This is a genomic window from Dethiosulfovibrio faecalis (assembly GCF_021568795.1).
In the GTDB taxonomy this organism is placed as follows: Bacteria; Synergistota; Synergistia; order Synergistales; family Dethiosulfovibrionaceae; genus Dethiosulfovibrio; species Dethiosulfovibrio faecalis.
Map to the genome: position 1 here is coordinate 74785 of NZ_JAKGUE010000001.1, position 13339 is coordinate 88123.

General features: G+C 50.2%; 9 protein-coding genes and 1 pseudogene. 8 read left to right on the top strand and 2 right to left on the bottom strand.

What is annotated here, in order from left to right:
• From L2W58_RS00460 to L2W58_RS00470, 3 genes are all read left to right on the top strand, one after another.
• The gene (locus L2W58_RS00460; RefSeq protein WP_236100987.1) at nt 1–471 is read left to right on the top strand and encodes an ACT domain-containing protein; all 471 of its coding nucleotides are present in this window, start codon (nt 1–3) and stop codon (nt 469–471) included.
• A gap of 63 nt (nt 472–534) precedes the next feature.
• The gene (locus L2W58_RS00465) at nt 535–1368 is read left to right on the top strand and encodes an aminotransferase class IV (protein WP_236100989.1); all 834 of its coding nucleotides are present in this window, start codon (nt 535–537) and stop codon (nt 1366–1368) included.
• Between the two features lie 68 nt (nt 1369–1436).
• A complete protein-coding gene (locus L2W58_RS00470; RefSeq protein ID WP_236100990.1) occupies nt 1437–3116 on the top strand; it encodes a sensor domain-containing protein in 1680 nt (559 codons plus the stop codon).
• Here L2W58_RS00470 and L2W58_RS00475 read toward each other — a convergent pair.
• Nucleotides 3108–4130 (bottom strand): aldo/keto reductase, encoded by a 1023-nt coding sequence (locus L2W58_RS00475; protein ID WP_236101336.1) that lies wholly within the window; start codon nt 4128–4130, stop codon nt 3108–3110. The two genes, L2W58_RS00470 and L2W58_RS00475, sit on opposite strands and share 9 nt — an antisense overlap.
• 762 nt (nt 4131–4892) lie before the next feature.
• Here L2W58_RS00475 and L2W58_RS00480 point away from each other — a divergent pair.
• On the top strand, nt 4893–5825 hold the full coding sequence (locus L2W58_RS00480; protein ID WP_236100991.1) for a DUF5018 domain-containing protein: 933 nt from the start codon (nt 4893–4895) through the stop codon (nt 5823–5825).
• 1 nt (nt 5826) lies between these two features.
• Here L2W58_RS00480 and L2W58_RS00485 read toward each other — a convergent pair.
• Nucleotides 5827–7376: pseudogene (locus L2W58_RS00485) on the bottom strand (IS3 family transposase).
• A 98-nt stretch (nt 7377–7474) separates the two neighbouring features.
• Here L2W58_RS00485 and L2W58_RS00490 point away from each other — a divergent pair.
• The 4 genes from L2W58_RS00490 (at nt 7475) to L2W58_RS00505 (ending at nt 13320) form a co-directional block, all read left to right on the top strand.
• Nucleotides 7475–8275, top strand: coding sequence for a Synerg-CTERM sorting domain-containing protein (locus L2W58_RS00490; RefSeq protein ID WP_236100993.1), 801 nt, complete (start codon nt 7475–7477; stop codon nt 8273–8275).
• 205 nt (nt 8276–8480) lie between these two features.
• Nucleotides 8481–8660, top strand: coding sequence for a hypothetical protein (locus L2W58_RS00495; protein WP_236100994.1), 180 nt, complete (start codon nt 8481–8483; stop codon nt 8658–8660).
• 411 nt (nt 8661–9071) lie between these two features.
• On the top strand, nt 9072–9563 hold the full coding sequence (brxF, locus tag L2W58_RS00500; RefSeq protein WP_236100996.1) for a BREX-3 system P-loop-containing protein BrxF: 492 nt from the start codon (nt 9072–9074) through the stop codon (nt 9561–9563).
• A 16-nt stretch (nt 9564–9579) separates the two neighbouring features.
• Complete coding sequence (locus L2W58_RS00505) at nt 9580–13320, top strand: DUF6079 family protein (RefSeq protein WP_236100997.1); 3741 nt, start codon at nt 9580–9582, stop codon at nt 13318–13320.
• The last annotated feature ends 19 nt before the right edge of the window (nt 13321–13339 follow it).

Below are 13339 nucleotides of genomic sequence, written 5' to 3' on the forward strand. Positions count from 1 at the left end.
ATGTCCGGCTGTTCCATAGATACCATCGTCTGCGACGTCGACGTCGCTAAAGTGGCGGTGCTGGGGGTTCCCGATCGCCCCGGCATAGCGGCCCATCTTTTTTCCGCCCTTAAGGAGGCTCAGGTGCCAGTCGAGATGGTCATTCAGAGCGTCATGAGAGGCGACGTAAACGACATAGCCTTTCTGATAAAGGACTCCCGCATAGGCGAGGCCATAGACGTCTGTCGCAAGATGCCCGGCGAAATAGGCGCCCAGGGAGTGACCTTCGATACCGAAATATGTCGAGTGGCCCTTTACGGAAAGGGCTTTTCCGACCGCCCAGAACTGCTGTCCGACGCCTTTTCCGCCCTGGCCGAGAGAGGCATAAACCTGGAAATGATAGTGGAGACTCCGGAATCTCTGTGTTGCATCCTGGCTAAATCCAGATCGGAAGAGGCGTTGGATATTCTCAAGAAAAGGTTCGATTCCTGAATTTTTTGAGGTACAATACCGGGAGTGCCATGAAAGTTTACATAGACCTTTGGAGGGATCGATTTGAGACTTTGCTATATGGACGGAAACTTCCTTCCCTTTGATCGTGCCGCTCTTCCTCTCTCGGATCACATAATACTTCGAGGCATAGGAGTCTTCGATCTCGTCAGGACCTACGGCAGAAGGCCCATGATGATGACTTACCATCTGGAAAGACTCTTGAAATCCGCTTCGGCTCTGGGAATAGAGAACAAACTCGGAGTGGAGGCTATGAAATCCATAGTCAGAGAGGGAATCGGCCGGATGGATGGAGACGGAGAGGTTCTGGTGAACTTCTACATAACCGGAGGAGATAATTTCGTGGACGGATGTCGTTTCCCCGATCCACGTTACTTCGTTTCCTTTCAGGACCTGGTTCTTCCCGATAAGGAGCTTTACTCCAAGGGAGTCAGGCTTTTCCCCCTGGACAGAGCCAGGCTGATGCCCTCGGCGAAAAGCATAGACTACAGTGCCGCCTTGGCAAAAAACAGCGTCGATCCCGGGGCCCTCGAAGTGCTTTACTGTCCAGGGGGCGGAATAACCGAGGCGGGACACAGCAGTTTCTTCATGATAAAAGACGGAAAGGTCGTAACCGCTCCGGACGACGTGGTTCTAGCCGGAACCACTCGATCTCTTCTCCTTCAGATACTGACGGAAAACGAGATAGACCTGGAGCTGCGGGTTCCGTCTCTGGAGGAGCTGTCCGAGGCCCAGGAGGCCTTTATAACCGGATCGGTGAAGGAGATAATGCCGGTCGTTCAGGTAGGGGACATGACGGTGGGAGACGGCAATCCCGGAGAATTTACCGGTAGGATAAGGACACTATACAGAGAGAACATACCGAGATGGTTGGAGTAGGAAAAATCGTCTCTCTCGTTCGCTCGTTTTGCGAGAAAGCGGTAAAACAGGTTGAACCGATCGATCCTATGAGCCGTAAGGACAGAATTTCCCTGAAAAGACTCTTTCAGACCCTGCCGGACGGAGTGGTCCTGCTGGACCAAGACGAGAGGGTGGTGGACGTCAACGACGCTTTCCTCGGTATATTCCGTTTCTCCAAAAAAGACCTGCTGGGGAATAAACTGGACGAGATGATTCTTCCCCCCGACAGGGTGGACGAGGGACTGGCGATAAACCGAAGGATACTGGAAGATAAAAAAGTGGAGTTAGAGGGAACCCGTCTCAGAGGCGACGGAGAGATCATAAAGGTAATGATCTTCGGGTGTCCCATAGAGGTGGACCGAAAACTCGTCGGTTTCTACGGCATATATCGGGACGTCACGAGGCAGGCCGAGGTAGAGGCGAAGGTCCGTCGTCTGGCCTTTCGAGACGAACTGTGCGACCTTCCCAACAGGGTGTCTTTCGTGAGGGAAGGTCGTTTCAGGGTAAAGAGGGGCGACCCCTTCTCGATACTCTACATCGATCTGGACCGGTTTAAAAACGTGAACGATACCTTAGGACACGCCATAGGCGATGAGCTGCTCCGTTACGTGGCAGACCGCATCTCCAGGGCGCTCGACCCCTCCGCCATGGTATCTCGTCTAGGCGGCGACGAGTTCGGCGTCATGATATATTCCGGCGATTACTGCGACGCCTACTCGGTGGGTAAATCGATATTGGACTGTATGGACGGGCCGTTCAAGCTTTCCGAAAGGTCCCATATATCCATAGGCGCCTCGGTGGGAATCTCCGTCTATCCCGATCACGGCATCACCTGGGAAGACCTTTTCGGCCATGCCGATATAGCCATGTACGAGGCTAAGAAATCGGGGCGAAAGATAGTCTTCTTCGACGACGTAATGGGGGTCTCTTTTCGGGAGCGTATAGGAATGGAACGTCGCCTCGCCGACTCTCTTGTAAGAGAGTCGGGGCTCTCTTTGGCATACCAGCCAAAGGTGGACATGTCCTCCGGAGAGGTCTTGGGATTCGAGGCCCTCTGTCGTTGGAAAGACGGAGAGGAGGACCGCTCTCCCGAGCTTTTCATACCGGCCGCTGAGGAAACAGGCCTCATAGTTGACCTGGGACGATGGGTTATGGAGAAGGCCTGTCGTAGAGGAGCCCTCTGGCTGGAGGAGGGGCTTAGAGTTCCCCTGGCCGTTAATATATCGGCGAAACAGGTTCAACAGGACGACTTCGTACTTATGGTAGGTCGAATCCTGGAGGAAACGGGATTCCCTCCGGAACTTCTGGAGCTGGAGCTGACCGAGTCGACCCTGATGAAAGACCTGGACAGAAGCTGCAGTATGCTGGAAAGTCTGAAGGAACTGGGCGTCTCCCTCGCCATAGACGATTTCGGAACGGGATATTCGTCCCTAACCTATATGGCCCGTTTCGACGTGGACGTCCTCAAGATAGACCGATCCTTCATGCCGGGTAAAGAGGCCCCATCTTTGAACGAGGCTATAGTGAAGAGCGTCGTGGCCCTCGCCCGTGCGAGAGGGCTTAGGGTTATAGCCGAGGGAGTGGAGACGGAGGAACAGAGGGATCTGCTCCTCCGCATAGGCTGCGTATCGGCGCAGGGCTTCCTTTATAGCCGCCCCGTGCCGGAAGAGGCCGTCGCCGATATGTTTTCTCGTGGCTTCGGTTCCCTTCAGCCCTCCTTAGGGTAGTTTTTTGCCGGTTTTTTCCCTGTAGAACTCTCTGTAGAAGACGAGGTTTTTCCTGAGCAGCTCCGGGGTATCCAGGCCGTAAGGACAATGGTTCTTGCAGTGATCGCAGTGTATGCAGTCCTCTATCTTTTCCATCTTGTCACGCCACTCGTCGGACATGAAGGGCTGCCAGGGCATCCTTCCCAAAAGGAGGGACATCCTGGCTGCCTGAGGAATGTCTATTCCGGCGGGGCAGGGCAGACAATAGCCGCATGAACGGCAGAAATCGCCGGAAAGTGCCTTTCTGTCCTCGTCTATGAGATCCTGGAGCTCCTCCAGCGACGGGGGAGCCGCTTCCAACTCGATAAACTGTTCCAGCTCCGACTTTTTCTGCATTCCCCATATGGGCACCACGTTATCGAACTGTCTCAAAAAGGCGAAGGATAATCTGGCGTCGGTGATAAGCCCGCCGGACATACCCTTCATGGCGATGAACCCTACGTTCCTTTTCGAGCATTCCTCCACCAACTCCACGTCCCTCTGGGCCGACAGATGGTTCAGGGGAAACTGCACCGTGTCGTAATATCCCGAGCGAACCGCCTCCATAGCCCTGTCCAGGCTGTGGTTGGTGTAGCCTATGAAACGAACCTTTCCCTCTTCTTTCAGCTCTGCCAGGGCGTCGTACATGCCGTCCTCTCCGCCGGGCAGAAAGACTTTCTTCGGATTGTGAAACTGCAGTATGTCCACGTAGTCGGTCTTCATAGTCGCCAGACTGGTCTCCACGTGCTCCCTTAGCTCTTGGGGCGTCGTGGCGTGGCTTTTGGTGGATATAACGATGCTGTCTCGAACGTCCGACAACGCCTTTCCGATCTTTTCCTCGCTGTCCGTGTAGGCCCTGGCGGTATCGAAGTAGTTGATTCCCTTCTCGAACGCCTCTCTCAACAGATCTGCCGCATCCTCAAGCGGAATCCTCTGTACCGGAAGAGCGCCGAAGCCGCTTCTGGTGACGGAAAGCCCTGTCCTTCCTAAAATCATCTTTTCCAAATGAAGCCCCCCCTCTCTGTGTAGATTATAGGGCAAGAGAGTCTCTCTTGGGTAAGAGGAGTGGAAGATGTGCCTAAATATACGTTTAGGGTAGTTACGACTTAAAATGTCGTATGTCTGGTGTAGTGTTTTAATGTCAATCTTTCTGAAGGTCAGGAAAGGGCTGAGTGGAAGGTTTAGTTATTCTTGCTGAAAACATTATCTACAAAATGCAATTACTCAGCAAGCTAGGTTGTTGGAATGTCTGTAAGGGGGTGTTAGAACAGGGCAGGAAGATACCTTATTAAAGCTGAAATTCTTTAAACAAGGAGATCTTCTCAATTAAAAAGAAAGAGGTTTTTGTTGTGACAAAAAGATTTATTAGTCTGTTCTTGTTCCACCTGGGCCTCGTCTTTCTCACAGTCTCAAAAACCATCAGATCCCATACCAGCGGACAATGCCGTCGATGTTCCATTGGACCAAACGCTATCCTGGGCACGCTGTTATAACGAGGATGGAACTCCAATAGCAGGATATACTATTCAAGTAAGAAACGAAAAGGGAACGTACATGAGCAGTGGAAGTATTTCATCTATAGGGTCAAGTAGAATTACTTTCGAAACGTCCGGCTTTTACCCAGGGGATAAGTACACTTGGGAAGTTAGTGCTAGGGATAACAGGGGGGCTGTTTGGAAAAGTACGTTTAGTTTTACGACAACAGCCGTAGCATTGCAGACCGGAAAAGCAATTCTTGCGTACTCTATTCCCGGTCAGGTGAACTCTATAATCGACAGCTCCGCTCATACCGTCACCGTGACTATGCCTAGCGGAACGGATGTATCCTCTCTGGTAGCCGAATTTACCCTCTCAGGCGGAGCCTCTTCTGAGGTCGGCGGAGTAGCCCAGACAAGCAAGAAGACCGCCAACGACTTTACGAATCCCGTTACCTATAGAGTTACCGCCGAGGATAAAAGCGTCCAGAACTGGGTAGTCAGGGTAAACGTTGCCCCAGCTCCAAGGATCGGCAAGGATATAACCAGTTACTCTATTCCCGGTCAGGTGAACTCTATAATCGACAGCTCCGCTCATACCGTCACCGTGACTATGCCTAGCGGAACGGATGTATCCTCTCTGGTAGCCGAATTTACCCTCTCAGGCGGAGCCTCTTCTGAGGTCGGTGGAGTAGCCCAAATCAGTAAAAAGACCGCCAATGACTTTACGAATCCCGTTACCTATAGAGTTACCGCCGAGGATGAAAGCGTTCAAAACTGGGTAGTCAGGGTAAACGTTGCCCCAGCTCCAAGAATCGGCAAGGATATAACCAGCTACTCTCTTCCCGGTCAGGTGAGTTCTATAATCGACAGCACCGCTCATACCGTCACCGTGACCATGCCTAGCGGAACGGATGTATCCTCTCTGGTGGCTGATTTTACCCTATCCGACGGAGCCTCCGCTGAGATTGGGTCTCTAATTCAGGAGAGTGGGGTAACCGCTAATGATTTTACATCTCCCGTCCCTTACAAGATAATCGCAGAAGATAAGTCTTTTCTGAATTGGACTGTCACGGTATATCTAGATACCGATCCTGTTACACCGGTGATACCAAAGGTTGAGCCTTCCGATATAGAACCTTTTAAATTGGAAGATGAAGATATAAGCTCCGGAGCCTGTCAAGCGAAATGTCGCAAAAAGATCGAATTGGAATGACTCAGTCTCTGCGCTTTTCCTGGGACTCTTTCTCCGGGTTCAGATAGACCGCCTCCTCGATGGAGCAGTTTCTTATCGGCCTGTTTCTCCATCTGTCCGGGTGTTTTCTCTTGGCTTCTTCCAGGGTTTTCTTCCTCTTTGCCAGTATCTCCGGGGCTTTCCCGTTATGCCTCTGCTCCGGCGTCACGTAGTTTAAGGCGCTGTGACGGTGGGTATGGTTGTACCAGGACACGAACCGGTAGGTCCAGGCCCTAGCGTCCTCTATGTCCCTGAAGCCTCCGCTGGGGAAGGCCGGTCTGTATTTCAGGGTCTTGAAGATCGATTCACTGTAGGGGTTGTCGTTGCTTACCCTCGGTCTGCTGTGGGAGAACAGTACTCCCAGTTTTTCCATGGTGGCCCTCAATGTGGCGCTTTTCATTGGGCTTCCGTTGTCGGCATGCAGGATCAGAGGTTTGTCGGCAAGGCGGATCTTCTCCGACAGGACCGCTTTGGTTACCACCTCTGACGCCAGCTCTCCCGATTCTTCGTCGTAGATCTCCCAGTCGACTATCTTTCTGCTGTAGAGGTCTATTATGAGGTACAGGTAGTAGAACAGGCCCTTGGCCGGTCCGCAGATGTAGGTTATATCCCAGGACCATAGCTGGTTGGGGCCGTCGGCTTTATGGGTTGTTATAGGTCTTTTTACCGGAGCCGCCGTTCTGCCTCTATGGTTGATCTGTCTGTGTTTCCTGAGTATCCTGTAGAATGTCGATTCAGAGGCGATGTATATGCCTTTTTCCAGTAGATCGTTCACTATCTGGGCTGGCGGTGCGCTGGCGTATTCCGGGCTGTTGGCTATCTCGAGTACTTTCCGTTCTTCCTCTTGCGATAGTTTCTGAGGGGTCTTTCTGGGAGCGTGAGGTCTTTGGTCCTCTTTTACATGGCCCTCTTTGCACCATCTCTGGAAGGTTCTCTCAGTTATGCCGACCTCTCTACAGGCTTTAGCCTGGGTAGCTCCGCTCGATACGGCTTCTTCGATCAGTTCTACTGCTTTACGGCGATCCGAGGCACCGATCAGTCGTCCTCGTTTTCCCCCCAGATCGCCTGGACTTTTTTTCTCAACACTAGCAGGGCAGCCGCTTCGGCCAGGGCTTTGTCCTTACGTCTGAGCTCCTGTTCCAGCTTTTTGTGATCCTTCTTTACCTGGCTTACCTCATGCATAAGCTCCCTGACCTTGAGGCTCTGGCCGTCGTTTGCCTCCTCGCAGGAGTTTCGCCAGCTTATAACCTGTTCGACGAACAGGCCCTTTTCCCTGCAGTACCGGGCCAGCTCCTCCTCGTTCATGGTGTAGGTCTCGTGGACTATGAGAAACTTGTCTCTGGAACTCCAGCTGTCCGGTCTATCTTCATCGCAGGGAGCGGCCTTGCCGGACGCACGGAGCTCTTTTCTCCAGTTGTAGAGGGTGGTCACCGTTATGCCAGTCTCCTTCGATAACTTAGGTATGGATATGTTCTCCGGCGGCATCATTCTCTTTTTGATTACCTCTTTTTGTTCTTTGCTGTACCTAGCCATGTGTCGCACCTCCAGGGAGCCTCTCTCGACTCGCTAAACTAGTCTATCATGCGACACCTATTTTGGCAGGTAGGGGCTCTGACAGTGGAGCAAAGCCTATGACTTCCAGTGAGACAGCAGACATAGTCAACGGCAACGGAGATCTTTTGAAATTATTTAGCGAGGATAAAGTAGCGGAGATAGTTGCCGTGAATCTTGACGGTGATGTAAAGGATATAAAGTTTCCTGCAAAGAAGGATCACGCTAAGAACGTGACGGATATAGCCGTTAAATACGAAGGCTCTCAGGCTATAACTCCTGTGATTGCTCAGATAAAAAATAATGATTCTGATGATGGAGATAACTTTGATTTATCTCTTCCTGTGGCCCAGATCAGGTCTCTTATGGCGAACGTCTCCAATAACACCCTGACCTTCCGTCTTAAAATCTCCTCAAAAGAAAGCGTGATAATGTTCAACGGGAAAAATTTGGTAGCGGAAAGACTCGCTACGGTAGAGGAAAAGGACGGAGGGTACTACGTTGTTGTAAATGTGTCCAATCGTCCAGGAACTGGTTTGACCTTCGAGGATCTATCGGGGTCCGTGTTTGCTGTGGATACGGAAGAGCATCTGATACAGACTATCATGGAAAAGATAGGCTCAAAGAATTATAGCTATCAGGATCTTGTAAACATGGGATTATTGAATCTTGATTCGTCTAAATGGTATGAATATAAGAGTGAAATAGATAAACTGGTGGATCCAGTAAAAGAGGATATTCAAAAAGCTATCGATGCAATCAATACCGCAAAGCCTGTTCCCGCAAGCAGTGGAAGCGGTGGTGCTGGATGCTCTATAGGTGGGATTGCCCCAGCGGCATTTTTCTTGCTCTTGCCTTTGTTCCTGTTCCAGAAGAAATAACCGTATCAAAAAGTCCTCTTGCCTGAATGGCTAAGTTACCGAAGCCTAAACAGAGCGAGAGTTGCCACGGAGAGCGCCATTTTATGGCGCTCTCCGATCTGGTGCAGTTCAACTGAATCATCAGCTAATGTGAGAGCTAAAAACCCTATTTTTAAGATTAGCTTGCTATGTTTATGAAGCATTTTTAGATGTGAGGAGGGGTAATATGAAAGATACAAAATTAGAGCGAGAAAGCGTGGTCGATAATTCAGATCCGCAGCCTTTTGGTACTGAGACTATAGTAAAAATTTTCATGCTTGTATTTCGTGTGGTGGGCTTTATAGCAGTAGCTATAGTATCAATAGCTGCTGCATTAACTATACTCTATTCGGGAGGAAGGGATTGATAGCCGAAAAAGGGCCCACCATAACGGCACACAGCGAAGAGAATCGGTTCTCTGAGATGTTCCATGTTCATGTAGGCTCTTTTACTCCCACTTGTAGGATGTACATGTTTTGTCTTCCCGGTGTTATCTGTGGTATCGTAGATTTACGGTAGCCTTCCCTACCCTTCTGGGAGGGCTACTGCCACGTTGTACTTCAAGTAAACGTACGAAAGATATTGTACGTTATTGGCGAATTAGAGGAACAAGTGGTATGTTCCATTTTGGAACATACCACTCAACACGGAGCCATTGGGGGAAAACACAGATCCAACCGATCAAGCTCTGTGCATAGGTTGAGACTGGTGGCGCGGATACTCATACATCCGATGATAAATCGGATAAATAATTATGAGTCATAGATAGGAGCAATAAATGGTAGATCCAATAGAAAATCAAGTGATACGATTGCTCGAAGCAGCGGAAGATCTATATCACCGTCTTGTGTTGATAGTTGGAAAAAGTGGTTCCGGTAAAACTTCCGTTGTTCAAAATTTGGCAAAACTGTATGATGTCGAGCCTATCAATATCAATCTGTGCCTATCGAAGGAGTTGCTTGAATTAACTAGAAAACAAAGGCAATTGAGGTTGGGCAGGATTTTAGCACAGACAGTCAACGGGAATGGGGACAAGGTTTTTCTGGACAACATTGAGATCCTTTTTGATGTTGAGCTTAAGCAGGATCCGTTGCGCTTGTTGCAGGGAATATCCCGAAATTTAACTGTTGTGGCATCTTGGAATGGCACCTTTGAAAAAGGCAAGCTGATATATGCGGAGCCAGGTCACCGAGAATATAGAAGTTACGATTTAACAGACACTCTGGTTGTCTGCGTGAGCGGTGAGGCTACGTTAAATTTAAAAAACTAAGTGAGGGTAGACTAATATGAAGTACGGAGAGCTAATTCAATTTGATCCGATAGAATCGGTCGTTCAGCTACGGGATGCTGACAAAAAAAGTGCTGCTCATCAACTGGTTGATACCTACGTAATTTCTGATGAAATGGCAGAGCGAATGGTTCGCCTTGTAATTCCTCAGCTTCAGTTTGAACAGCCTCTAGATAACAAAGGCCTCTTGGTGGTCGGTAATTACGGTACCGGTAAATCTCACTTGATGTCTGTCGTTTCCAGTATTGCTGCCGATGCATCTCTGCTTGACAGTCTAAACCACGAAAGCGTTAAGTCGGACGCAGAAAAGATTGCCGGTAAATTTAAGGTCATCCGTACAGAAATTGGAGCAACGACCATGTCACTCAGAGATATTCTGGTGGCAGAGCTGGAAGAGCATCTCGAGAATATGGGCGTAAGTTACCTCTTCCCGGACTCGGGAACAATCACCAGCCATAAGCGGGTTTTTGAAGACATGATGTCCAAGTTTGGCGAAGTTTTTCCTGAACAAGGTCTCCTACTGGTAGTCGATGAGCTACTGGATTATCTGAGGACTCGAAAGGATCAGGAGCTTATCCTCGATTTGAACTTCCTTCGCGAAGTCGGCGAGGTTTGCAAGGACCTTCGCTTCCGTTTTATGGCCGGTGTGCAGGAAGCCATATTTGACAGCCCGAGATTCGCCTTTGTCGCTGACAGCATTCGTCGGGTAAAAGACCGGTTTGAACAGATACTTATTGCCCGAAACGACGTTAAGTTTGTGGTCTCGGAGCGTCTGTTAAAGAAAACCACAGAACAACAGGCAAAGATCAGAGATTATCTCACCCCGTTTGCAAAATATTACGGTGGCATGAACGAGCGCATGGACGAATTTGTCCGGCTGTTTCCGATACACCCTGATTACATAGATACGTTCGAAAGAGTGACCGTTGTCGAAAAGCGTGAAGTCCTCAAAACCCTATCCATAGGCATGAAGGGCTTTTTGGATAAAGACGTCCCGGACAACGAGCCCGGCCTGATCGCCTTTGACAGCTACTGGAATACCTTAAAACAAAATCCATCCTTCCGGGCTATCCCAGAAATCCGGGAGGTGATTGACTGTAGTCAAGTGTTGGAATCACGGATCGAAAACGCCATCACCCGCAAGCAATACAAACCCATGGCACTGCGCCTGATCCACGCGTTATCCGTCCACCGCCTAACCACTGGTGATATCTACGCGCCAATGGGAGCCAGCGCAGAGGAACTGCGCGACCGTCTCTGTCTGTTTGATCCATTGATTGCAGAACTTGGCAGCGATGAGCCCGATAGGGACTTGCAGACCCACGTTGAAACCGTTCTTCGAGAAATACATAAAACCGTCAGTGGTCAGTTTATCTCCTTTAACGCTGATAACCGCCAGTTCTATCTTGACCTAAAGAAAATCGACGATTTTGATGCCCTGATCGACAAACGGGCCGAGAGCTTGGGTGATGCACAGCTCGATCGATTCTATTACGAAGCCTTAAAACGAGTCATGGAATGCCAGGACTCGACCTATGTGACCGGTTACAAAATATGGCAGCACGAACTGGTCTGGCAGGAGCACAAGGCTGCCCGCACCGGCTACCTCTTTTTCGGTGCACCCAACGAGCGATCTACTGCCGTACCGACCCGGGATTTTTATATCTACTTCATTCAGCCAAACGACCCACCACGATTTAAAGATGATAAGGTCAGCGACGAGGTCTTCTTCCGCTTAAAGCCGTCAAAGGATACCGGTGAAGAATTCCAGACATCTCTGAAAAGCTATGCCGCAGCCCTCGACTTAGCGGGCACATCTTCAGGCCATGCCAAGGCCACCTATGACGCCAAAGCGAATGGCTTCCTGAAAAAACTGGTGCAATGGCTGCAAAAACATATGTTGGAGGCCTTCGAGGTTACCTATCAGGGCCGGGCCAAATCCATGACGGAATGGGCAAAAGGCAAGTCCATCAGAGACATTTCAGGTCTATCACCGCACGAAACCATCAACTTCCGGGATCTTGTTAACACCATTGCCGGAGTGTGCCTTGCACCTAACTTTGAAAATCAGGCACCCGAGTACCCGTTTTTTCCCGTCCTGATTACCGAGAGCAACAGGGCCCAAGCGGCCCAAGATGCTCTCCGGGCAATCGGCGGCCAGAACCGAACCAAACAGGCAACGGCTGTACTAGATGCCTTGGAACTTCTGGATGGAGAAAAGATAGCCCCTTACAAATCCAAATACATAAGTTTCATCCTCGACATCGTAAAGGCCAAAGGTCACGGCCAGGTCGTCAACCGGAATGAAATCATCAAGGACGATCACGGTTTGGAATATATGAATCCGGATAGCTCTCGTCTTGAACCGGAATGGGTAACGGTACTGATAGCCGCTCTGGTTTACTCCGGCGACATCGTTCTGTCTATCCCTGGGAAGAAGTTCGACGCTACCGGACTCCAGCAGCTTGCGGCAACTGGAATGGATGAACTCATCCGATTCAAGCACATTGAGCAACCCAAGGAATGGAATCTCCCGGCACTCAAGTCTATGTTCGAACTTCTCGGCATGACACCTGGAATGGCCCAGCTGATTACTCAAGGCAAAGAAGAACCGATTCAGGATCTGCAGCAAGCCGTAGGAAAACTGGTTAAACGGATCGTGATGACACAACAGGCCTTGCGTGAAGGGCTTTCCTTCTGGGGACTTGATCTTCTTGCCGGGACCGATCTGGCCAATCAGGTATCTGGACTGGATGCTGCCAAGACGTTCCTTGAGTCGCTCCAAGCCTACACATCACCGGGCAAATTGAAGAATTTCCGCTACAGCATGGACGAAGTGAAGGCCCATGAAAAAGCGGTAAAAGCGCTGGATGATCTAGATGCTCTGCGAAAATTTGTCATGGACCACAGTCCGACGGCCTCATGGCTTTCAACCGCCGAGGGCGTCCTACCTCCAGAGCATAACTGGGTGAACCGCATGAAAACCACCCGGCAGGATGTACTGGAAATGCTCAATCAGACTGACCTGACAAAGCTGGCGAACCAGTCCCAGGTTATCGGGGCAAAACTTCAGCAGCTTAAAAAAGACTACATCGTTGTCTACATCGGCCTGCATACCAAGGCCCGACTGGGCGTAAACGACGACAAACGCAAAGCAGCCTTGGTGGAAGACCATCGACTGCAGACGCTCCTTAAGCTGGCAGGTGTCGATCTGATGCCGAGACAGCAACTCATTGATTACCAGAACCGGTTGGCCGGGCTGAAAAGCTGCTTTGCCTTGACCGAAGGGAATTTGGATACCACACCGGTCTGTCCTCACTGCGGGTTCCGCCCATCGGTGGAAACTGGTGTCGCCCAAGGATCACAGATGATCGATCAGATGGATAACGATCTCGATGCCATGGTGGGTAAGTGGACTTCAACTCTTTTGGCTAATCTGGAAGATCCAATTACTCAAGCTAACATGGATCTACTGAAGGCGGAGGATCGTGAGCCGCTGGAAGCCTTTATCAAATCCGGGGAGCTTCCGGTTCCGTTGGATACAAACTTTGTCCACGCCCTGAAAGAAGTGCTGTCAGGATTGGTAAAAGTATCGGTTAATGCGCAGGAGATACAAAAAGCATTGCAGATTGAAAGTGGCCCGGCAACACCTGCGGAAATCAAAAAACGGTTCGACGATTTCATCGATCAGCTGACCAAAGGCCAGGATCCGGCTAATGTGCGAATCGTAATGGAATAATACCAGACGGGCGGGATAT

What these genes read in the sequence shown, in the direction of transcription:
- L2W58_RS00460 (WP_236100987.1), top strand. Translation starts at nt 1, where the DNA reads ATGTCCGGCTGTTCCATAGATACCATCGTCTGCGACGTCGACGTCGCT.
- L2W58_RS00470 (WP_236100990.1), top strand. Translation starts at nt 1,437, where the DNA reads ATGAGCCGTAAGGACAGAATTTCCCTGAAAAGACTCTTTCAGACCCTG.
- L2W58_RS00475 (WP_236101336.1), bottom strand. Translation starts at nt 4,130, where the DNA reads ATGATTTTAGGAAGGACAGGGCTTTCCGTCACCAGAAGCGGCTTCGGC.
- L2W58_RS00490 (WP_236100993.1), top strand. Translation starts at nt 7,475, where the DNA reads ATGACTTCCAGTGAGACAGCAGACATAGTCAACGGCAACGGAGATCTT.
- L2W58_RS00495 (WP_236100994.1), top strand. Translation starts at nt 8,481, where the DNA reads ATGAAAGATACAAAATTAGAGCGAGAAAGCGTGGTCGATAATTCAGAT.
- brxF (WP_236100996.1), top strand. Translation starts at nt 9,072, where the DNA reads ATGGTAGATCCAATAGAAAATCAAGTGATACGATTGCTCGAAGCAGCG.
- L2W58_RS00505 (WP_236100997.1), top strand. Translation starts at nt 9,580, where the DNA reads ATGAAGTACGGAGAGCTAATTCAATTTGATCCGATAGAATCGGTCGTT.